Source organism: Leisingera sp. ABM4_101, from assembly GCF_056158725.1.
The window spans coordinates 1-20,576 of sequence record NZ_JBSWTV010000003.1; the positions used below are offsets into that span (position 1 = coordinate 1).

The 20,576-nt window shown below is 63.4% G+C and carries 15 protein-coding genes and 1 pseudogene; 9 read left to right on the forward strand and 7 right to left on the reverse strand.

Annotated elements, in window-relative coordinates:
* On the reverse strand, positions 1–1,163 hold a 1,163-nt coding region (gene puuE / locus ACXAEK_RS21925; RefSeq protein WP_475045364.1), incomplete at its 3' end, for an allantoinase PuuE.
* A gap of 149 nt (positions 1,164–1,312) precedes the next feature.
* Between puuE and uraH the strand changes: the two genes are divergently transcribed.
* The gene (gene uraH, locus ACXAEK_RS21930; protein ID WP_027233834.1) at positions 1,313–1,669 is read left to right on the forward strand and encodes a hydroxyisourate hydrolase; all 357 of its coding nucleotides are present in this window, start codon (positions 1,313–1,315) and stop codon (positions 1,667–1,669) included.
* A gap of 79 nt (positions 1,670–1,748) precedes the next feature.
* On the opposite strand, the gene ACXAEK_RS21935 is transcribed toward uraH, so the two are convergent.
* Positions 1,749–2,657, reverse strand: coding sequence for a LysR family transcriptional regulator (locus tag ACXAEK_RS21935; RefSeq protein WP_475045366.1), 909 nt, complete (start codon positions 2,655–2,657; stop codon positions 1,749–1,751).
* Positions 2,658–2,761: 104 nt separating this feature from the next.
* On the opposite strand from ACXAEK_RS21935, the pseudogene ACXAEK_RS21940 reads away from it, so the two are divergent.
* Positions 2,762–4,022 (forward strand): annotated as a pseudogene (locus ACXAEK_RS21940) (urate hydroxylase PuuD).
* A gap of 118 nt (positions 4,023–4,140) precedes the next feature.
* Here the strand turns inward: ACXAEK_RS21940 and ACXAEK_RS21945 are convergent.
* Positions 4,141–5,058, reverse strand: a complete 918-nt coding sequence (locus tag ACXAEK_RS21945; protein ID WP_475045368.1) for a LysR family transcriptional regulator — start codon at positions 5,056–5,058, stop codon at positions 4,141–4,143.
* 206 nt (positions 5,059–5,264) lie between these two features.
* Here ACXAEK_RS21945 and xdhA point away from each other — a divergent pair, with 206 nt between their 5' ends.
* From xdhA to guaD, 5 genes are all read left to right on the forward strand, one after another.
* Positions 5,265–6,728, forward strand: coding sequence for a xanthine dehydrogenase small subunit (gene xdhA / locus ACXAEK_RS21950; protein WP_475045370.1), 1,464 nt, complete (start codon positions 5,265–5,267; stop codon positions 6,726–6,728).
* A 12-nt stretch (positions 6,729–6,740) separates the two neighbouring features.
* Positions 6,741–9,059, forward strand: coding sequence for a xanthine dehydrogenase molybdopterin binding subunit (xdhB, locus tag ACXAEK_RS21955; protein WP_475045372.1), 2,319 nt, complete (start codon positions 6,741–6,743; stop codon positions 9,057–9,059).
* Positions 9,060–9,062: 3 nt separating this feature from the next.
* Entirely contained in the window at positions 9,063–9,956 is an 894-nt protein-coding gene (gene xdhC, locus ACXAEK_RS21960; protein WP_475045373.1) for a xanthine dehydrogenase accessory protein XdhC, read from the forward strand.
* Between the two features lie 31 nt (positions 9,957–9,987).
* Positions 9,988–11,583, forward strand: a complete 1,596-nt coding sequence (locus ACXAEK_RS21965) for a xanthine/uracil/vitamin C permease (protein ID WP_475045375.1) — start codon at positions 9,988–9,990, stop codon at positions 11,581–11,583.
* Between the two features lie 74 nt (positions 11,584–11,657).
* The gene (guaD, locus tag ACXAEK_RS21970) at positions 11,658–12,962 is read left to right on the forward strand and encodes a guanine deaminase (protein ID WP_475045376.1); all 1,305 of its coding nucleotides are present in this window, start codon (positions 11,658–11,660) and stop codon (positions 12,960–12,962) included.
* Positions 12,963–13,142: 180 nt separating this feature from the next.
* Here the strand turns inward: guaD and ACXAEK_RS21975 are convergent, their stop codons facing one another.
* Positions 13,143–14,477: a uroporphyrinogen decarboxylase family protein gene (locus ACXAEK_RS21975; protein WP_475045378.1), complete on the reverse strand. Its 1,335-nt coding sequence runs from the start codon at positions 14,475–14,477 to the stop codon at positions 13,143–13,145.
* A 124-nt stretch (positions 14,478–14,601) separates the two neighbouring features.
* Here ACXAEK_RS21975 and pdxR point away from each other — a divergent pair, with 124 nt between their 5' ends.
* Positions 14,602–16,092: a MocR-like pyridoxine biosynthesis transcription factor PdxR gene (gene pdxR, locus ACXAEK_RS21980; protein WP_475045380.1), complete on the forward strand. Its 1,491-nt coding sequence runs from the start codon at positions 14,602–14,604 to the stop codon at positions 16,090–16,092.
* Here pdxR and ACXAEK_RS21985 read toward each other — a convergent pair.
* Positions 16,089–17,453: a HAMP domain-containing sensor histidine kinase gene (locus tag ACXAEK_RS21985; protein WP_475045382.1), complete on the reverse strand. Its 1,365-nt coding sequence runs from the start codon at positions 17,451–17,453 to the stop codon at positions 16,089–16,091. The two genes, pdxR and ACXAEK_RS21985, sit on opposite strands and share 4 nt — an antisense overlap.
* A complete protein-coding gene (locus ACXAEK_RS21990) occupies positions 17,443–18,114 on the reverse strand; it encodes a winged helix-turn-helix domain-containing protein (RefSeq protein ID WP_475045384.1) in 672 nt (223 codons plus the stop codon). The genes ACXAEK_RS21985 and ACXAEK_RS21990 overlap by 11 nt, the downstream gene beginning before the upstream one ends.
* Positions 18,115–18,249: 135 nt before the next feature.
* Here ACXAEK_RS21990 and ACXAEK_RS21995 point away from each other — a divergent pair, with 135 nt between their 5' ends.
* Positions 18,250–19,368, forward strand: coding sequence for a trypsin-like peptidase domain-containing protein (locus ACXAEK_RS21995; RefSeq protein WP_475045386.1), 1,119 nt, complete (start codon positions 18,250–18,252; stop codon positions 19,366–19,368).
* Between the two features lie 272 nt (positions 19,369–19,640).
* On the opposite strand, the gene ACXAEK_RS22000 is transcribed toward ACXAEK_RS21995, so the two are convergent.
* Positions 19,641–20,576, reverse strand: a complete 936-nt coding sequence (locus tag ACXAEK_RS22000) for an aminotransferase class III-fold pyridoxal phosphate-dependent enzyme (protein ID WP_475045388.1) — start codon at positions 20,574–20,576, stop codon at positions 19,641–19,643.

The window sequence follows — 20,576 nt, forward strand, 5'->3', positions numbered from 1 at the left end:
CTTTCGGCTGTCAGATGGCCAGCAGCGGCCAGCTTGCCCGCCAGATCCGGGTGCGCAGTCAGCACGCCCAGGCGCTCGTCCTCGCTGGCGGTCCGGAAGATCCGGCACAGCGCATTGTGGACGCCGGCGGCGCAGTCATGCGCGGGCCCCAGCTCCAGATCAAAGGCACGGTCGGCGATCCAGGGCGAATGCTCGAAGATCGACCCGAACTTGGCGACAAACGCCTCGCGCTCCATTTGGCTGGGGCGCTCGCGCTTCACCGGCGGGTGGATTTCCGCCCAATGTTCCGCAATGTCGATGCGGCGCGGGCACCAGACGCCCTCAAAACCCTGAATATAGTCGATGAACCGCTTGAGCCCCGCGATTTTGCCTGGACGGCCCACCAGACGGCAGTGCAGGCCGATGGTCATCATCTTCGCGGCACCTGCCTCGCCCTCAGCATAGATCACGTCAAAGGCATCCTTCAGATACTGGAAGAAATGCTCGCCGGTGATCCAGCCTGGCGAATTGGCGAACCGCATGTCATTGGCTTCCAGCGTGTAGGGAATGATCAGCTGATCACCGCCGCCGGTCTCCAGCCAATAGGGCAGGTCGTCGTCGTAAGTGTCGGAGACGTAGTCAAATCCGCCTTCCTCGGCCACCAGCCGCACCGTGTTGGCGCTGCAGCGCCCGGTGTACCAGCCGCGCGGGCGGGTGCCGGTCACTTCGGTGTGCAGGCGCACGGCTTCGGCAATCGCGGCGCGCTCTTCTTCCTCCGCCATGTCCTTGTGCTCGACCCATTTCAGGCCGTGGCTGGCGATCTCCCAGTCCGCGTCCTTCATCGCCTGCACTTGCTCAGGGCTTCGGGCCAGGGCACTGGCGACGCCATAAATGGTCAGCGGAATGCTGGCGCCGGTGAACAGCCGGTGCAGCCGCCAGAAGCCGGCACGCGACCCGTATTCATAGATCGACTCCATGTTCCAATGGCGCTGGCCGGGCCATTGCGCGGCACCGGGAATGTCGGACAAGAAAGCTTCCGAGGCCGCATCCCCATGCAGGATGCAGTTCTCGCCGCCTTCTTCATAGTTTAGAACAAATTGCACGGCGGCTTTGGCCCCATAGGGCCACTGCGGGTCGGGTGCGGAAGCACCGTATCCGCGCAAGTCACGAGGATAGCGCGTCACGTCAGGTCTCCTGTCTTTTTATTATGTATAGAACAGATAATCCGCTTCGGCTTTCAGTATATTTTTGAAAGAACTTTTTGACTCTTCCTTCTGTATGCATTGGCCTGATGCGCGCATACCTAGGGAAACGGAATAGATAGGAGGCTGAAATGGCCGGATTTCTGACCACCCATGTGCTGGACACCGCCCGCGGCTGCCCGGCGGAAGGGCTGAAGATTGATCTCTACCGGATCGAAGGCAAAGAGCGCATCCATCTGCGCAGCCTGACCACCAATGACGACGGGCGCACCGACGAACAGATCCTGCCAGCGGGCGAGTTCGCCACCGGCACCTATGAGCTGGTGTTCCACGCGGGCGGCTATCTGCGCGCCACGGGCCAGGCAGGCGCTGATCCGCTGTTCCTGGACGAGGTGCCGCTCCGCTTCGGCATGAGCGAGGCTGACAGCCACTACCATGTGCCGCTCTTGCTGTCGCCCTACGGCTATTCCACCTACCGCGGCAGCTGAGCCGCCCTCCCCAAGTTACCTCTCCTCCCGCTTGGCATCTGCCGGCGGTTCCCGCCTCAGGAAACTGGGGCGGGCTTTTTCATTCTGAGGGGAGGGAGGCCTGGATATGGTCTACCATGAAATCCATGAACAGCCGCACCTTGGGGTCCTGGTGGCGGCGGTGGACGTACAGGCAGGCCATCTGGATCGGAACCGGCGGCTCCTCTGCCAGAACCGGCACCAGCCGGCCGGAAGCAAGGTGCTCCGAAATCTCAAACACCGGTTTCAGGATGATGCCGTGGCCGTCCAGCGCCCAGCTGGTCAGCACATCGCCATGGTCCGATTCAAACGGTCCCGTAACGGTCACCCGCTTGACCCCGTCCTGGCTGCGCAACGGCCATTGGAACTCCGGCGCGCCGGGATAGCGCAGGTTCAGGCAGTCATGCGCCTCTGTCTTCAGTTCTTCGCTGTTTTCAGGCTGGCCGCGCTCCCGAATGTACTGCGGCGCCGCGCACAGCACCCGCGGGCAATCGGCGATCTTGCGGATGCGCAGGTTTGAATCCTCCGGCACGCCGAGGAAAAACGCCGCATCCAGCCCCTCAGCCGCCAGGTCCAGCTTACGGTCCGACAGCCGCAGCCGGATCGAGATCAGCGGATAGGCTTCCTTGAACTTCGGAACCGCCGGCGCAATCAGCCGCTGACCCAGTCCGAGAGGTGCGGCCACATACAGCGTGCCGCGGGGCGTTTGCGTCACGCTGCTGATATCGGCCTCGGCCTCATCCACTGCTTCCAGAATCTTGACCGCGCCGTGGTAGAACAGATTGCCCTGCTCGGTCGGGTTGAGCAGCCGGGTGGTGCGCTGGAACAGCCGCACGTTCAGGTGATCCTCCAGCTGTGAAATCCGCGACGACGCAACCGCCGCCGAGATCCGCATGTCGCGCGCCGCAGCAGACATGTTGCCAAGTTCATAGACACGGACAAAGGTGCGGATGTTGTCGAGATAGGCCATTCACGTATTCTTTGTGTTATTTTGAAACAGCTTGGATTTTTTACCTAATACATGAAAATAACGCCATGCTCTAGTCTCGGGTCAAAGCTTATGAGGAGAGAACAATGGAAGAGCTCGTGATCATGTGGGACTGGCTGGGCTTTGCGGTCCGCTGGCTTCACGTTATCACCGCCATTGCCTGGATCGGATCGTCCTTCTACTTCGTCGCGCTGGACCTTGGCCTGCGGAAGGTTCCGCACCTGCCGGTCGGCGCGCACGGCGAGGAATGGCAGGTCCATGGCGGCGGTTTTTATCACATCCAGAAATACTTGGTGGCGCCGGAGAACATGCCGGACCATCTGATCTGGTTCAAATGGGAAAGCTACGCCACCTGGCTGTCGGGCGCGGGCCTGTTGATGATCGTCTACTGGGCGGGCGGGGAGCTGTATCTGATCGATTCCGCCAAGGCCGACCTGGCCCTGTGGCAGGGCATCCTGATTTCCGGCGCGTCGCTGACCATCGGCTGGATCATCTATGACTTCCTGTGCAAATCGCCGCTGGGGGAAAAGCCGACCTTCCTGATGGTGCTGCTGTTTGTGCTGCTGGTCGCCATGGGCTGGGGCTACAACCAGATCTTCACCGGCCGCGCGGTGATGCTGCACCTGGGCGCCTTTACGGCTACCATCATGACTGCAAACGTCTTTTTCATCATCATGCCGAACCAGCGCATCGTGGTGAAGGACCTGCAGGAAGGCCGCACGCCGGATGCGAAATACGGCAAGATCGCCAAGCTGCGCTCGACCCACAACAACTACCTGACGCTGCCGGTGGTGTTCCTGATGCTGTCGAACCACTACCCGCTGGCCTTTGCCACCGAGTACAACTGGCTCATTGCGGCGCTGGTGTTCCTGATGGGCGTGACCATCCGCCATTACTTCAACAGCAATCACGCGGGCACCAGCAATCCGACCTGGACCTGGCCGGTGACCGCCATCCTGTTCATCGGCGTGATGATCCTGAGCCAGGCGCCGCTGCAGCAGGAACTCTTACGAAGAATCCGAGGCGCGAGAGCTGACCAAATCCGAGCAAGTGTTTGCCAGCAATCAGCATTTCGAGGATGTGATGAATGTGGTGCCGGGCCGCTGCGCCATGTGCCACGCGCGGGAGCCCTACTATGACGGCATCCGCCGCGCGCCCAAGAACGTGCTGCTGGAAACACCGGCGGATGTCGCGAAGTACGCCAAGGATATCTACCTCCAAGCCGGTGCCACCCACGCGATGCCGCCTGCCAATGTGACCTTCATGGAGGACGAAGAGCGCGCCCTGATCCGCCGCTGGTACGGCAGCGCCTCCAAGGATCTGCCGTTTGCGCTGGCCGCGAACTGACGCTGTCAGACACTTTCAATCCGGATGGCTCCGCCCCTGTGGCGGGGCCATTTTTCGTCCGGCACCATGCGTGCACCCCCTGTACACCCCCTGTGCACCGGGCGGCTGCCAAAACAGACTATTTCCCAGCCTCGCTGCGCCGGAATGCGGCGAGCCCGTGTTTCACTGCATAATCCACGAAAAGCCTGATCTTGGGATCCTGCAGTTTCCGGTGCGGGTAGAGGCAGCCGAAGATGGTTGCCTCGGGCGGGGTGTCCGGCAGCACCTCCACCAGGGCGCCGCTCTGCAGATGCGCGGCAACGTCGAACCGCGGCTTGTTGACGATGCCGCGCCCGTCCAGCGCCCAATTGGTCAGCACGTCGCTGTCGTCAGCGTCGTACTTCCCCGAAACCTCCAGCTTGCGCGGGCCTTCCGGCGTGGTCAGCGTCCAGAAATACTCCGGCGAACGCGGATAGCGCAGCAGCAGGCAGTTGTGGCCGGTTAGCAAATCCTCCGGCAGCTGCGGGGTGCCGTGGCGCTCCAGATACTCTGGCGCGGCACACAGGACGCGGGTGCAGTCCGCGATCTTGCGCATCTTGAGGGTGGAGTCATGCGGGGTGCCGATGAAGAACGCCACGTCCAGGCCGTCGGCCAGGATGTCGACCTTGCGGTCCGACATCCGCATCCGGATTTCGGTGGCGGGATACTCCTCGACGAACCCCGGCACCAGCGGCGCAATGATGCGGCGGCCGACACCCAGCGGCGCAGTCACCCGGATCACCCCGCGCGGCGCTTCGGAGAACTGCGAGACCACCGCCTCGGCGTCCTCAATCGATTCGAGCACCTTCTTGGCCTCGGCATAAAACAGCTGCCCGACCTCTGTCGGGGTCAGCGATCTCGTGGTGCGGTTGAACAGACGCACCCCAAGATGCTTTTCAAGCTCCTTGATCCGCTTGCTGGCCACCGCCGGAGTCAGCCGCAGATCCCGCCCGCCGGAGGTGATGCTGCCCAGTTCAACGACACGAATGAAGACACGCAGGGAATCCAGATAAGACATGGCTCTCAGACCTTTACGGGGCGCATCTGCCGTCTGCCCTTCTGTGCTAAGGTTGGCAAACGCACCGGTTCGGCACCTTTTAGCCTAACCATTTTCAACAGGGTGTTGAAAGCCTTTCGCGATTGCAGCCGTTAACCGTGGCAGTCAGACAGGGTAAAAATGACATAAGCGGGCCAGCTCGGCCCAAGAGACATTCGGGAGGCCCCATGGCACATCAAACCGGCATACGCTTTCTTCTGAACGGCAAGGACATTGTGCTGGAAGACGTGAAGGCGACCACCACCCTGTTGGATTTCCTGCGGCTGGAGCAGCGCCTGACCGGCACCAAGGAAGGCTGCGCCGAGGGCGACTGCGGCGCCTGCACCGTGCTGGTGGGGCGTCTTCATAATGGCGCGCTGCGCTATGAGGCGGTCAACGCCTGCATCCGCTTCATGGCGTCGCTGAACGGCTGCCACGTGGTGACGGTGGAACATCTCTCCGGCCCGAACGGGCGGCTGCACCCGGTTCAGCAGGCGATGGTGGAATACCACGGCAGCCAATGCGGTTTCTGCACCCCCGGTTTCGTAATGTCGCTGTATGCGTTGTGGATGGAAAACCCGCAGCCGAGCGAGGCTGAGGTGGAAACAGCCGTGCAGGGCAACCTGTGCCGCTGCACCGGCTATGAGCCGATTGTGAAGGCCGCACTGGCGGTGAACCAGTATGGCACCTCGGCCAATGATTACCTGACCACCGAACGCGACAGCCTGACCGCCAAGCTGAAAGCGATCCAGCCACAGGCCCGCGTGGTGACCGGTCCCGAGGACGACCGCGCCATCCTGCCGCTGGATGCGGCGGATCTGGCAGAGGTGCTGGCGGAGAACCCCAAGGCGACCATCGTCGCAGGCTCCACCGATGTGGGCCTGTGGGTCACCAAGTTCATGAAACCGATTTCTCCGGTGGTGTTTGTCGCCCACTTGGAGGAGCTGAAGGCGGTGGAGCTGACCGATGAGGCGCTGATCATCGGTGCCGGCGTCACCTATACCGAAAGTGAAGAAGCCATCCGCGATGCCTTCCCGCATCTGAGCGCCTACTGGGACCGCATTGCCGGCTGGCAGGTGCGCAACATGGGTACCATTGGCGGCAATATCGCCAACGGCTCGCCCATCGGGGACACCCCGCCGGTGCTGATCTCGCTGGGTGCCGAGGTGACGCTGCAGAAGAAGGGCGGCTCGCGCACCCTGGCGCTGGAGGAGTTCTTTATCGACTACGGCAAGCAGGACCGGGAGCCGGGCGATTTTGTGGCTTCGATCCGCATCCCGCGGCCTGCGGACGGCCAGATCGACGCCGCCTATAAGATTTCCAAGCGCCGGGATGAGGATATCTCCTCGGTCGCCGCCGGGGTCAGTGTCACCGTGAAGGACGGCGTGATTGCTTCTGCACGCATCGCCTTCGGCGGCATGGCGGCAACGCCCAAGCGCGCTGCCGGTGCCGAGGCCGCGCTGGTTGGCCAGCCCTGGGGCGAGGCGGCGTTTGACGCGGCAGCGGAAGCGGTGAAGCAGGACTTCACGCCCTTGAGCGACTGGCGCGCCTCTGCCGAGTACCGCGCGCTCACGGCCAGCAACCTGCTGCGCCGCTTCTACCTGGAACATGATGCGGGAACCGCCGGCGCTGTCCGGCTGGCCGTCGCCTGAGGAGAATTTGCGATGAAAGACCATCAGACCATCAGCGGCGCCGTGCACCATGACCGCCAGCACGACAGTGCGATCAAGCATGTGACAGGGCGCGCCGAATACACGGACGATATCGCCGAACCCTATGGCACGCTGCACGCCTACCTGGGTGTCTCCACCGTGGCACATGCCAATATCAAGGGCATTGACCTCAGTGCCGTGAGGGCCGCGCCCGGCGTGGTGGATGTGCTGACCACCGATGACATTCCCGGCGTCAACGACATCAGCCCCACAGGAAAACATGACGAGCCGGTGTTCCCGACCGAGAAGGTGGAGTTTCACGGCCAGCCGATGTTTGCAGTGATCGCCGAGACCCGCGATGCCGCCCGCCGTGCCGCTGAACTGGCGCAGGTGGATTACGAGGTGCTGCCGCACGCGCTGGACCCGGTCCAGGCGCAGGAGGCCGGCTATCCGATGATCACCGACCCGCTGAAGCTGGAGCGCGGCGATGTGGAGGCGGGCCGCAAAGACGCCCCGCACCGTATCCAGGCGCAGATGACCGTTGGCGGTCAGGACCACATGTATCTGGAGGGCCACATCGCCTTTGCCATTCCCGGCGAAGATGAAGATGTGACCGTGCATTGCTCCACCCAGCACCCGAGCGAGGCGCAGCATATGGTGGCGCATGTTCTTGGCGTGGCGAACAACGCGGTCACGGTCAACGTGCGCCGGATGGGCGGCGGCTTTGGCGGCAAGGAAAGCCAGATGAACCTGTTCTGCGCGGTGGCTGCCATTGCCGCGAAGAAGCACAACCGGCCCGTGAAGATCCGCCCGGACCGCGATCAGGACATGACCGCCACCGGTAAGCGCCATGACTTCGTGATCGACTATGACGTGGCCTTTGACGGCGACGGCCGCATTCAGGCGGTCGAGGGTGGTTTTGCTGCGCGCTGCGGCTATTCCTCGGACCTGTCCGGTCCGGTCACCGACCGGGCGCTGTTCCATGCGGATAACGCTTACTTTTACCCCAACGTGCTGCTGAAAAGCCGGCCGATGAAGACCAACACCGTCTCCAACACCGCCTTCCGCGGCTTTGGCGGCCCGCAGGGCGTGGTTGCGGCGGAGCGGATGATCGAGGAGATCGCCTATGCCCTGGGCAAGGACCCGCTGGACGTGCGCAAGGCAAACTTCTATGGCGAAGAGGGCCGCGATCTGACGCCCTATCATCAGAAGGTGGAGGACAACATCCTTGACCGGCTGATCGGAGAGTTGGAAGAGAGCGCCGAGTACCGCAAGCGCCGGGAAGAGATCATCGCCTTCAACAAGGACTCGAAGATCATCAAGAAGGGCATTGCCCTGACGCCGGTGAAATTCGGTATCTCCTTCACCGCCACCTGGTACAACCAGGCGGGCTCGCTGATCCATGTCTACAATGACGGCTCGATCCACCTGAACCACGGCGGCACCGAGATGGGGCAGGGCCTCAACACCAAGGTGGCGCAGGTTGTGGCCGATGCCTTCCAGGTGGATTTCGAGCGCATCAAGATCACCAAGACCACGACGGAGAAGGTGCCGAACACCTCCGCCACCGCGGCCTCTTCTGGCTCGGACCTCAACGGCATGGCGGCGCTGGATGCGGCGGAGCAGATCATTGCCCGGCTGAGCAAGTTTGCCGCTGAGAAGTACGAAGTCTCTGAGGCGGAGGTCGAATTCCTGCCCAACCGCGTGCGCGTCGGCAGCGAGGAAATCCCGTTCGACCGGCTGGTTAAAGAGGCCTATATGGCCCGGGTTCACCTGTCGGCGGCGGGTTTCTACAAGACGCCAGAAATCCACTGGGACCGCGCGGCGGGCAAGGGGCAGCCGTTCTTTTACTACGCCTATGGCGCGTCCTGCTCGGAAGTTTCCGTCGATACGCTGACAGGCGAATACCGGGTCGAGCGTACCGACATCCTGCATGACGTGGGCCGCTCGCTGAACCCGGTGCTGGACAAGGGCCAGGTGGAAGGCGCCTTTATCCAGGGCATGGGGTGGCTGACCACCGAGGAGCTGTGGTGGGACGGCGAAGGCCGCCTGCGCACCCATGCGCCCTCGACCTACAAGATCCCGCTGGCCTCTGACCGGCCGCGCATCTTCAACACGCAGCTGGCCCAGTGGTCGGTGAACAAGAAGCGCACCATCAAGCGGTCCAAGGCCGTGGGCGAGCCGCCGTTCATGCTGGGCATCTCGGTGTTCGAGGCGCTGTCGATGGCTGTTGCCAGCACTGCGGATTACCAGGTTTGCCCGCGTTTGGATGCGCCAGCCACGCCGGAGCGCGTGCTGATGGCGATCGAAACCCTCAAAGGGCAGGGCTGAGCCATGGCCCGCCGCCCCTCCCTCCAGGACTTTCTGGCCAGCCACAAACATGTGGTGCAGGTCGCGCTGACCCGCGTTCGCGGATCCTCCCCGCGCGAAGCCGGCACCTGCATGTTTGTGGCGGCAGAGGGCCTGTGGGGCACCATTGGCGGCGGCCAGCTGGAATATATCGCCATCGACCACGCGCGGCGGATGCTGAAGCAGGGTGTAATCAGCGACACGCTGGACGTGCCGCTGGGGCCGGAGATCGGCCAGTGCTGCGGCGGCCGGGTGGAAATGTCGCTGGCGCAGATGCGCCAGGCCGGCCGCGAGGACGCCATTGCCGCGCAGCAGGCCAAGGAACAGGCGCTGCCGCATGTCTATGTGTTGGGCGCGGGCCACGTGGGCCGCGCCCTGGCGGATCTGTTCCAGCATATGCCGGTGCGCTGCATCCTGATCGACCAGCGCGCCGAGGAGCTGGCCCTGTGCCACGCGGATGTGGAGATCCGCCAAAGCGCCATTCCTGAGATCGACATTGCCACCGCCCCTGCGGGCAGTGCGTTCATCGTTCTCACCCATGATCATGCGCTCGACTTCCTGTTGGCTTCCGCTGCCTTGCAGCGCGGCGATGCGGGCTATGTCGGGCTGATCGGATCGGCCACCAAGCGGGAGAAATTCCGCCGCTGGTGCCGGGACCATTGCGACGGTCTGGGAACGGACCGTCTCATCTGCCCCATCGGGGCAAGCGGTAGCCGCGACAAGCGGCCCAGCGTCATCGCGGCCTTTGTGGCAGCGGAAGTGATTGCTGATCTGACCTATGAACCTGCCGCGTCCGCTCCAGCACGGAGCATTGACCTGCCCGAACCGGGCAGCCAACCGGACGCAGAGGGAGACACGGCTGGAGCAAACAGCCGGTAAGGACTGCGTCCTCTGATAGGAGGAGGCCGCCATGACCACAGGGCGGAGCTATACGTACAAACTGTTCGCGCGGAATGACTTCAGTGCATTCTGGGCGCTGTTCACAGACAACCTGATCAACCTGATCGTGCTTTCCGGCATCTGTCAGTTTGTCTTCAACATGCCTGCCGATATCGTGTTCGGCCGCATCGTGCCCGGCGCCGCAGTGGCGATCCTGGCCGGTATCGCGGTCTATACCTGGATGGCCAAGCACATCGCCGAAAAAGAAGGGCGCGACATGACCGCGCTGCCCTATGGCATCTCGACGCCCGTCATGTTCGTCTATCTGTTCGGTGTGATCGGGCCGATCTACTGGTCCACTAATGACGCGATGCTGGCCTGGCAGGTGGGCATTGGCGCAGGCTTCATGGGCGGTATCGTCGCCGCAATGGGCGCCATCGTCGGCCCCTGGCTCAAGCGCGTGACCCCGCGCGCCGGTATGCTGGGCACGCTGTGCGGTATTGCGCTGGTGTTCATCGGCACCGTGCCGCTGGCGACGATTTTTGAGGATCCGTTCATCGGCTTTGCCTCGATGATCATCATCCTGTGGGGCCTGGTGGGCCGCCACCGGCTGCCGTTCAACATTCCGGCAGGCCTTCTGGCGCTGATCGTGGGTACCGTTGTGGCGCTTGGCATGGGCAAGGCTTCGGTCTCGTTCGATGGCGTCGGTGTCTATCTGCCGATCCCCTACTTTGGCGATCTGATTGCCGGTATCCAGCATCTGTTTGCCAACCCGGAGCTGTTCCTGGTCCTGGTGCCGGTGCAGATCTACAACTTCATCGAAACCATGAACAACGTTGAAAGCGCCGAAGCTGCGGGCGACCATTACCCGGTCGGCGTCTGCCAGGTGACTGATGGCGTCGGCACCATGATCGGTGCGGTCTTCGGCTCTCCCTTCCCGACCACCGCCTACATCGGCCACCCGGCCTATAAGCGGATGGGCGCGCGTTCGGGCTATATCATTGGCGTTGGCCTGGTGATCCCCTTCGCCGCCTTCTTTGGCCTCCTGGCGTTCCTCAACAACCTGATCCCCGTGGCCGCTGCCGCGCCGGTGCTGGTGTTTGTGGCGCTGAGCCTGGTGACCAATACCGCGCATTCGGTGAAGACCGACCATATCGCCGCTGTGACCATTGCGATGATGCCGCATGTCTCCGCCTTCCTGGTGGTGAAATGGGGCGCGCTGGCGGGCGCATTGGGCGCATTGGGTGCCACCGGCATGGCCCAGCTGGGCGATCCGGAGCTGACAGCGGCGCTGCTGCAGCAGGGCGCGCACTATGAAGGCCATCTGGCGCTGAGTCAGGGTGCGATCCTGACCGGGCTGATCTGGGGCGCCATCGTGGCCAGCGTGATCGACGGCGACTTCCGCAACGCGGGCGGCTTTGCCCTGGCGGCGGCAGCCATGGCGCTGGTGGGCGTGATCCACTCTGCCAGCCTGCATTGGCCGGAGTTCAGCGGCATCGCGCTTGGCTACCTGATCGCGGCCGGCTTCCTGTTCATCTACCCGATCTTCCACAAGGCGGATGAGCATGAGGAAACCGAAGAGGACGCTGCCAAGCCCCACGTGCCGCATCTGCCGGCAGGCGAGTAAAGCCAAAACCACTCACGAACCAGGGCAGGGGGCGGTGGTCCGCCCCTTGCCAGTGAACAAGGACATAAAGAGACATGACATCGAAACAGACGCTGCTGCGCGGGCGGGTGCTGAGCTTCACCGCCGAGCCGCAAGACCCCCAGGACACCAGCGCCTATGAGTTCATCGAGGACGGCGCGCTGCTGGTCGCGGACGGCATGATCCTGGCCAAGGGCAGCTATGACAGCGTCTCGGCGCAGGCGGCCGGGGCCGAGGTGATCGACCACCGCCCGAACATCCTGATGGCCGGCTTAATCGACACCCATCTGCATTTCCCGCAGGTTCAGGTGATCGCCTCCTGGGGCTCGCAGCTGCTGGAGTGGCTGAACAACTATACCTTCCCCGAGGAGGTCCGTTTTGCCGACGCGGGCCACAGCGCCGGGATGGCCGAGCATTTCTTTGACCTTCTGACCAGCCACGGCACCACCACCGCGGTGGCCTATTGTTCGGTCCACAAGACCTCGGCCGAGGCCTATTTTGAGGAGGCCGCCCGCCGCAACATGCGGATGATCGGCGGCAAGGTGCTGATGGACCGCAACGCGCCCGAGGGCCTTTTGGACACACCTGTCAGCGGCTATGACGACACCAAGGAGCTGATTGCGAAATACCACGGCAAGGGCCGCGGCATGTATGCCGTGACGCCGCGCTTCGCCATCACCTCGACCCCGGATCAGATGGAAATAGCGGGGGCCTTGGTGAAGGAACACCCGGAGTGCTACGTCCAGACCCACCTGTCGGAAAACCACGACGAGATCGCCTTTACCGCCGAGCTTTACCCGCAGGCGCAGGATTATCTGGATGTCTACCAGTCCTATGGGCTGCTGACCGAGAAGATGCTGCTGGGCCACTCAATCCACCTTCAGCCGCGCGAGATTGACGCGCTGGCCGAGACCAAGGCCAAGCCGGTGTTCTGCCCGACCTCCAACCTGTTCCTGGGCAGCGGATTGTTTGACGATGCCGGCCTGCGCAGCCGCGGCATCACCAATGCGATTGCCACCGATATTGGCGCCGGCACCAGCTATTCGATGCTGCAGACCCTGAACGAGGGCTACAAGGTGCTGCAATTGCAAAACCAGAAGCTGCACCCCTTGCGCGCTTTCCACTGGATCACCCGCGGCAATGCTGTGGCGCTGGGGCTGGAGGATAAGATCGGCACGCTGGAGGCTGGAACCGAGGCCGATATCGTGGTGCTGGACTCCCGCGCCACCCACGCGATGGACCTGCGAATGCAACGCGCCGAAACCCTGTCTGAAGAGCTGTTCATCCTGCAGACACTGGGCGACGACCGTTCCATCGCGCAGACCTATGCCGCAGGCCGGCCTATGAAACCGGCGGCATAGGAACGGAGCGCCGTTTTCCGGCGCGGAAAACGGCTATGAAAAATTCAATTTTTCATGGCCGGAATTCTTGCAGAATTCCGGTTCCGCCCGCCTGTGAAGCTGTGCCCCCCCAAAAAAAGACCGGCCCAGGGGCCGGTCAATTGCGCCAGACAGAGGAGACCCGGCGGGGGAGTGAAACCTTCAGGCTTTGAACTGGATCGGGTCTGAGTGGTAGACCTCTTCCAGGATGATCTCGACCAGGTCGAACTGCGTGTGCAGGTTGACGTCCTCGAAATAGATGTGGCTTGGCCAGGCCTGGCTGACGTGGTTGTCCTCGGGCAGGTCCACATTCGCGCAGACATTGCGGATCGCCGCCACATGCGACCGCGCCATTTCGCGGGTTTCGGCCTTGGTGGCCTCCAGATCCTCGATGCTGTTGCGGTCGATCTGCGGCGAGCCGATGCCCGAGGTCAGCGGCATGTTGCGTTTGATCGCCTGGTCCTCATAGAACGAGATATCGACGTTGTCCGCGGCCAGCCGCATGATGAAGACCGGGTTGGCGCTGACCTTGGCGTCGGTCAGCTCCAGCAATGCCGGGTTTTCCGATGGCGCCAGCTCGGGCGCGGCAGCGGCCGCCGTCTCGGTGCCGCCGCGGCGGCGGGAGCGGCGGTCTTTCTTTTTGGCCAGCGCCACGTGGTCGCCGCGGTAGTTGTTGTCGAACACACGGTCCGCATAAGGCTTGTCCCGCAGCATGTGGCGGATCGAGCGGATCGACATGTTCTTGCAGTTTTCCGGGCCGATGAAGAAGGGCGAGCCGGAAGCATCCGACAGCTCGATCCAGCCGTTCGGGAAGGTGGCAATGTGATGGTCCATCCAGGGGCCCAGCACCGTGTCGCCCAGGTGGTCGAGCAGCGCGTTCACCTCGTCAGGGTCGTTCACCACATCGCCCAAGAGCGGCTCCTGCCCATAGATATCGGCGGCGAGGCTGTAGGGCGCAGTGATCTGCAAGAGCGGCGGCAGGCCGGTCAGTTCCTCATGCACCCGCAGGATCTTGGTGATCGCCAGGGGCACGCCGGTGGTGAAATCCGGGGTCTTGAGGTCGCGCCAGTTGTCCTTGTTGATCAGCATGTCGTCGGGGTCGGCGCCCGGCGGGTATTTGTCCGGGTACATCATAGTCTGGCCCAACGGCTCGCAGGACCAGGCATAGAGCGCCCAGGTGATGTAGAATTTATTCACCCCCAGCAGGCGGCTGACCGCGAGGTTGGCGCGGACATAGCGGTAGGGGTCCTCGTGATAATACTCGCGGGTTTCGATACCGTAGAGATCATTCAGCACCGCCAGCGCCAGCATGTGAACAGAGGCCACGCTGTTGACGCGGCCCGGGTCGGCTTTCTGGCCGAAGTTCGCGTCAAAATCGCCGGCAATGGCGGCGTCGAACACCCGTGTCATTTCTGCTTTGGCTTCAGCGTCGCCCGCCTGCCAGGCGCGCAACAGGTCCAGCCCCTTGGGGAATGCGTAGTCTTCAATTCTGGTCATGGATCGGCCTCGAACCTTGGTGAACCCGTGGCACGCGGGGCGCGCCGGTTGGGAATAAAGCTATCCAAGAGTGGGCACATCAACTATACCCGCTATTGATCCAATCATAGACCCACTTTGAGCCATGCCCAAATCCCCCGGCGGTGCGCTGCTGCAAGGTTTCACAATTGAACGCGAATTTTCGGTGCCGATTTACCGGCAGCTGGATGCCTCGCTGCGGCGGCTGATCCTGGACGGGTCGCTGGCGCCGGGGCAAAAGCTGCCCTCGACCCGCGAGCTGGCGCAGGAGCTGGGGATTTCGCGGATCACGGTGAAGAACGTCTATGAACAGATCATCGCCGAGGGTTATGCCCAGGCGAAAACCGGGGCGGGGACCTTTGTGGCGGACGGGCTGGATACCGAGGCGTTTCCGCAGGTCCGCACGCCGCGGCGCCGGGACAAGCCGCCGGGGATCGAGATATCGGAGCGGGCGCGGACCATTGCGGCGTCGAAATCGGTGGCGCGCTATGGCGAGACGGCGCCGTTCCGCCCGGGCGTGCCGGCGCTGGATCAGTTTCCGGTGAAGCTGTGGAACAAATACATGGCCGAGGCGATGGCGCGGGACGGGCGCCGCAGCCTCAGCTATGGGCAGGTGAATGGCAACGCCGCCCTGCGCGAGGCGATTGCCCGGCATCTGTCGGATGCGCGCGGCATGAAGGTGGATGCGGAGCGGGTGATTATCACCTCGGGCGCACAGCAGGCCTTTGTGCTGATTGCCTTTGTGCTGCTGAACCAGGGGGATACGGTCTGGTACGAGAACCCCGGCCATATTGCCGGACGGGACGTGATGCAGATCATGGGCGCCGATGTGGCGCCGGTGCCGGTGGATGGCGAGGGGCTGGATCTGGACCATGCAATCGGCCGGCACGCCAAGCCGGCCTTGATCTTCACCACGCCGTCGCACCAGCAGCCCCTGGGCACCACCATGAGCCTGGGGCGGCGGCTGGCGCTGCTGAATTACGCGCAGGAAAACAACGCCTGGATCATCGAGGACGACTACGACAGCGAGTTCCGCTACCGCGGCCGGCCGCTGCCCGCACTCAGCGCCTTGGACAGCGCGCGGCGGGTGTTTTATGTCGGCACGTTCTCCAAGTCGATGTTTGCGGCGATGCGGCTGGGCTATGTGGTGGTGCCGCCGGAATTCACCGAGACCTTTGCCACCGCGCGCAACCTGCTGGGGCAGAACTCCTCCGCCGTGGTGGAGGAAGCAATGGCGCGGTTCATGGAGGACGGGCGGTTCACCGAGCATATCCGCAAGATGCGCCGGCTGTACCGGACCCGGCGGGATGTGCTGTTTGAGAGCTTGGCACGCGACTGCGGCGAATTCCTGGCGCCGCAGCGCACTGATGCCGGGATGCATATGGTGGCCTGGCTAAAGGCGGGGATCGGCGATCAGGCCGCGCATGAGGCGCTGCTGGAGGCGGGCATCGACTCGCTGCCGATCTCGGTCTACTGCATTGAGCCGTTGGGCCGCGCCGCGCTGGTGCTGGGGTTCTCTGGTGTGGATGAGCGGATCATTCCGCGGCTTGTGAAACGGCTGGCTGGGGTTTTGGAAGGGCTGGCAACAGGAGATTAGCGGCAGAAAGCCACTTCTGCTTTCAGGCCCGGCTCCGCATCTATGAGGCTCAGCCTGGCCCCATGCAATTCTGCAATTGCGGCAACCAGGCTAAGGCCTAGCCCGCTGCCCGGGGTGGTGCGGCTTTGCTCCAGCCGGTAGAGGCGGCGCAGCACGTTCTGATGCTCACCTTGCGGGATGCCGGGGCCATGGTCGCGCACAGACAGGATGGCCGAGCCGCCTTCCTGGCGCACTGCCACCCCAATGGCGGTGCCGGGCGGGGTGTGGCGCAGGGCGTTTTCAATCAGATTGGCCAGAAGCTGCCCAAGCAGGCCGCGGTCGCCGGAAACGATTGCCGCCTCTTCAGGCAGGTTCAGAGTGAGCTCGCGGCCTTCTTCCTCCGCTGCGGGCTCATAGATTTCGGTAAAGGTCGCGGCAATCTCTTTCAGATCCACGGGTTCGAACCGGGACCTGGGCGAGCCGCCCTCCAGTTGTGCGATCTGCAGAAGCGACTGAAAGATGCGGGTCATGCCGCGGGTTTCTTCCAGCGCCTGATCCGCCATCAGCTGTGCATCCTGCGGCAGGCCGGGCATCTCCTGCAAGCGGGCAAGCTGCACCGCAACCCGCTGGATCGGGGTCTTCAGGTCATGGGCGATATCTGCAGAAACCTGCCGCAGCGCTTCGGTGGACTGCTGCTGCGCCTGCGCCATGCGGTTCACCCTGCGGCTGATGCGGGCAAGATCCCCTTGCCGCTGCTGCGATTGCGGCACCCTGGCGCTGAGATCACCCGAAGTCAGAGCGGACAAAGCCTGCTCAATTCCTGCCAGCGCCCGGGCCGACCGGCGCGCCAGCAGAACGCCGCCCAGCACGGCAATGACGATGGCCGGCAGCAGCCCGAAGAGAACCACCCGCAGATATGTCTGGCGCAGGTCGTCCAGCGGCTTGGCGCTTTGTGCCACTGTCAGCAGCCCGCCGTGGATATAGTCGCTGAGTGAAATGAAGCGGCCGGTGATTTCAACCGGCTGCTGCCCCAGTACCACAACCCGGAAACCTGTTTGCTGCTGCATGATGGCAGCATTGCCCGCAACAACGCGCCCGCCCGGGCGGCGGTAGCTCAGCAGGCGGCGCTGCGGGTCAGTCTCGGCGGTTTCCGCATTCACAAGCGCTGCCAGCGCTGCGGCGGAAGGCGTCGCGCGAAAGCCCGCCATGTCCTGGGTCAGGCTTTCCTCGATCGCCTGCCGCTGCGCCCCATGCGCCACGTAATAGGTAATGCCGAGACTGAGCGAGCTGGCAGCCGCGAACAGCAGCGACAGCCACAGCGACTGCCGCACTGGCGAGGAGCGCAGCAGCGCCCGCACGCGGGTCTTCAGGTCATTCGGCAATCCGGTACCCCGCTCCGCGCACGGTTTCGATCAAACCTCCGGAGAAAGGCTTGTCCACCTTGGCCCGCAGCCGGGAGATATGCGTCTCTACCACATTTGTCTGCGGATCAAAGCTGATGTCCCACACGGCTTCCAGCAGCATGGTACGGGTCTGAACCCGGCCTTTGCGGCTCAGCAAATGCTCCAGCAGCCGGAACTCCCGCGGCAGCAGGTCAATTTCCTGGCCATCGCGGGTGACCCTGCGGCGGATCAAGTCCATTTCCAGCCCGCCCGCGCGCAGCACCGTTTCCTGCGTTTGAAGACCGGGGCGCCGGGCCAGTGCCGCCACCCGGGCAGACAATTCGCCAAAGGCAAAAGGTTTGACGAGATAATCATCTGCACCCGCTTCCAGCCCCTCGATGCGGTCGTTCACCCCGCTCAGCGCCGTCAGCATGATGGCAGGGGTCCGCACCCCGGCGCCGCGCAGGGTCTTGATCAGGCTCAGCCCGTCGAGGCTTGGCAGCATCCGGTCGACGACCAGCACGTCGTAATCAGCGGCAGTTGCCTGCAGCAGCCCGTCGCGGCCATCGGTGACAAGATCGGCCGTGTGGCCTTCCTCGCGCAGTCCCGCAGCCACGTAAGGACCGGTGGTGGCGTCGTCTTCTATCACCAGGATCTTCACGGTTTCCCTCGCTTTGCTGCCTGCCTGAATTACACGGGAATGAACCCGGGCACACATTACAGATCTGTATAGAACGCGTCAGGACATTGAAATCCGGGCCTGCCATTTGCCTTGCATCACTTCGAACGCAAGGAAATGAAGATGCCCGGAACCCACGCTCCCAAACGGTTGGCCTTTGCCCTCACCGCCGCTGCCTCGGCAGCTGCCATGTTCCCCCTGGCCCCTGCGCCTGCGCTGGCGGTGCCCGCCGGCGGCTATGCCGATCTGGTCGAGGCCATTTCACCGGCCGTTGTCTTTGTCGAGGTTACCGGCAAGGCGCAGCCTGCTGCCGGCCGCCAAGCCATGCCGAACGACAAGTTCATGGAAGAATTCATGCGCCGTTTTGGCGGGCGCATCCCCCAGTTTGATCATGACCGCCCGGTCAAGGGCGCAGGCTCTGGTTTTGTGATTGCCGAGGACGGGCTGATCGTCACCAACCACCATGTGATCGACGATGCGCAGACCGTCTCGGTCACCCTGGCCGACGGCAGCAAGCATGAGGCCACCGTGATCGGTGCCGACCCGCTGACCGATATAGCGCTGCTGAGGATTGAGGCGGACGCGCCGCTGACCGCAGTTGAATTCGGCTCCTCCGGCGCATTGAGGGTGGGCGACGAGGTGCTTGCCATGGGCAGCCCCTTTGGCCTGGCAGGCACTGTGACCTCCGGCATCGTCTCGGCCACCTCGCGCAATATCAACTCAGGCCCCTTTGACGACTTCATCCAGACCGACGCGGCGATCAACAAGGGCAATTCCGGCGGACCCCTGTTCAATGCCGAGGGCGAGGTCGTCGGCGTCAACACCATGATCTACTCGCCAGGCGGCGGCTCAGTCGGGATCGGTTTCGCGGTGCCCTCCGACATGGTGCAGAAAATCGTCGCCGACCTGGAAGACGACGGCGAGATTGCCCGCGGCTGGCTGGGTGTGCAGATCAAGCCGCTGTCGGAAGACGCGGCCAACGTGCTGGGCCGGGACGCGGGCAAGGGTGTGGTGATCGAAAGTGTTGTTGCAGACAGCCCGGCGGCGGAAGCAGGGCTGAAACCAGGCGATGTCGTGCTGCGCTTCGGCGGCAAGGAAATCGCTGAGATGCGGGATCTTACGGCCGCCGTTGCGGTGACCGCGCCGGGAGAGCTGTCACAGATCGAAGTCCTGCGAAAAGGCAAGGAACTGAGCCTGAACGCAGAGCTGGGCGACCGGTCCGGCCAGGACGCCTGACCGCCGCACACCAGAAAATCCCAGCCTGGTTTCAGGCCGGGATTGGGACGGCCAAGGCTCTTCCCCTCCAGCGGGTGCGGAGTGTCCCCGCCGGGCCTTGGCCGGACCAGATACCATTCAAGGGGAGAAACCTGCGCGCGCGCATCTTTCCCCTTGGACCGGGCGGGAGCCGGCGGCATTGCACTCCAGAACAGCGCCATACCGCATGTGCCAGGCTTCAGAATCTTTGCGTTCTTGTCCTGCGCCTTTTGTCTGACAGCTGTGCCGGCACGCTACCGAACAGCCTTGACCGCAGCGGTCACGATATCCAGCGCCCGGGTCAGGTCAGCCCGCGAAATCGTCAGCGGCGGTGACAGGGTCAGGACATTGCCCTGGCTGATCTTGAAGCTGAGGCCCGCGTCCAGGCAAGCATAGTATATCTGTTCAGCGCGCTGGTGTGCCTCTGACCGGTCTTCACTGCCGCCCGTAATCTCGACCCCGAACATAAGACCGCGGCCCCGGATATCAGCAACCGCCGGCACACCAGCCAGCTGTTCCCGCAGCCTGGCCACGGCATAGCTGCCAAGTTCCGCCGCGCGCTCCACCAGCCCCTCTTCTTCAATGATTTGAAGCGTCGTCAAGGCTGCGCGGGCGGTGACCGGGTTTTTCTCATGCGTGTAATGGCCGATGGCAAAATCCCCGCACACATCCAGATCGCGCCGCGCCACACAGGCAGCGATGGGCAGGATGCCGCCGCCCAGCGATTTGCCCAGCGTCACCATGTCCGGCACGATCCCGTCATGCTGGAAGGAGAACATCTGCCCGGTCTTGCCCAGCCCGGTGGGGATTTCATCCAGGATCAAGAGCACACCATGGCGGTCGCAAATCTCGCGCACCGATTTCCAGAACCCCGGCGGCGGCACATTCGGGACCGCCCGCATCGCTTCAGCAATGAAGGCGCAATAGTCGCCGTCGCGCCCCAGAACATAGTCGATCATCCGCGCGCAAGCCTCGGCGCTGGCTTCCAGCGACTTGCGGCCATAAGCGCAGTCCGAGTGGCTGAACGGCGCCACATGCTCGGTTCCCGGCAGCAAGGGGCCTGCGATATGGCTGCGGAAGGTGGCCTCCCCCCCGACCGAGGCAGCGCCAAAGCCCGCGCCGTGAAACGCATCCCAGAAGCTGAGGGTCTTGAACCGCCCGGTGGCGGCGCGGGCGATTTTCAGCGCCAC

Coding starts and splice junctions, on each gene's coding strand:
- uraH (WP_027233834.1), top strand. CDS start 1,313: ATGGCCGGATTTCTGACCACCCATGTGCTGGACACCGCCCGCGGCTGC.
- ACXAEK_RS21935 (WP_475045366.1), bottom strand. CDS start 2,657: ATGGCCTATCTCGACAACATCCGCACCTTTGTCCGTGTCTATGAACTT.
- ACXAEK_RS21945 (WP_475045368.1), bottom strand. CDS start 5,058: ATGTCTTATCTGGATTCCCTGCGTGTCTTCATTCGTGTCGTTGAACTG.
- xdhA (WP_475045370.1), top strand. CDS start 5,265: ATGGCACATCAAACCGGCATACGCTTTCTTCTGAACGGCAAGGACATT.
- xdhB (WP_475045372.1), top strand. CDS start 6,741: ATGAAAGACCATCAGACCATCAGCGGCGCCGTGCACCATGACCGCCAG.
- xdhC (WP_475045373.1), top strand. CDS start 9,063: ATGGCCCGCCGCCCCTCCCTCCAGGACTTTCTGGCCAGCCACAAACAT.
- ACXAEK_RS21965 (WP_475045375.1), top strand. CDS start 9,988: ATGACCACAGGGCGGAGCTATACGTACAAACTGTTCGCGCGGAATGAC.
- guaD (WP_475045376.1), top strand. CDS start 11,658: ATGACATCGAAACAGACGCTGCTGCGCGGGCGGGTGCTGAGCTTCACC.
- ACXAEK_RS21975 (WP_475045378.1), bottom strand. CDS start 14,477: ATGACCAGAATTGAAGACTACGCATTCCCCAAGGGGCTGGACCTGTTG.
- pdxR (WP_475045380.1), top strand. CDS start 14,602: ATGCCCAAATCCCCCGGCGGTGCGCTGCTGCAAGGTTTCACAATTGAA.
- ACXAEK_RS21995 (WP_475045386.1), top strand. CDS start 18,250: ATGAAGATGCCCGGAACCCACGCTCCCAAACGGTTGGCCTTTGCCCTC.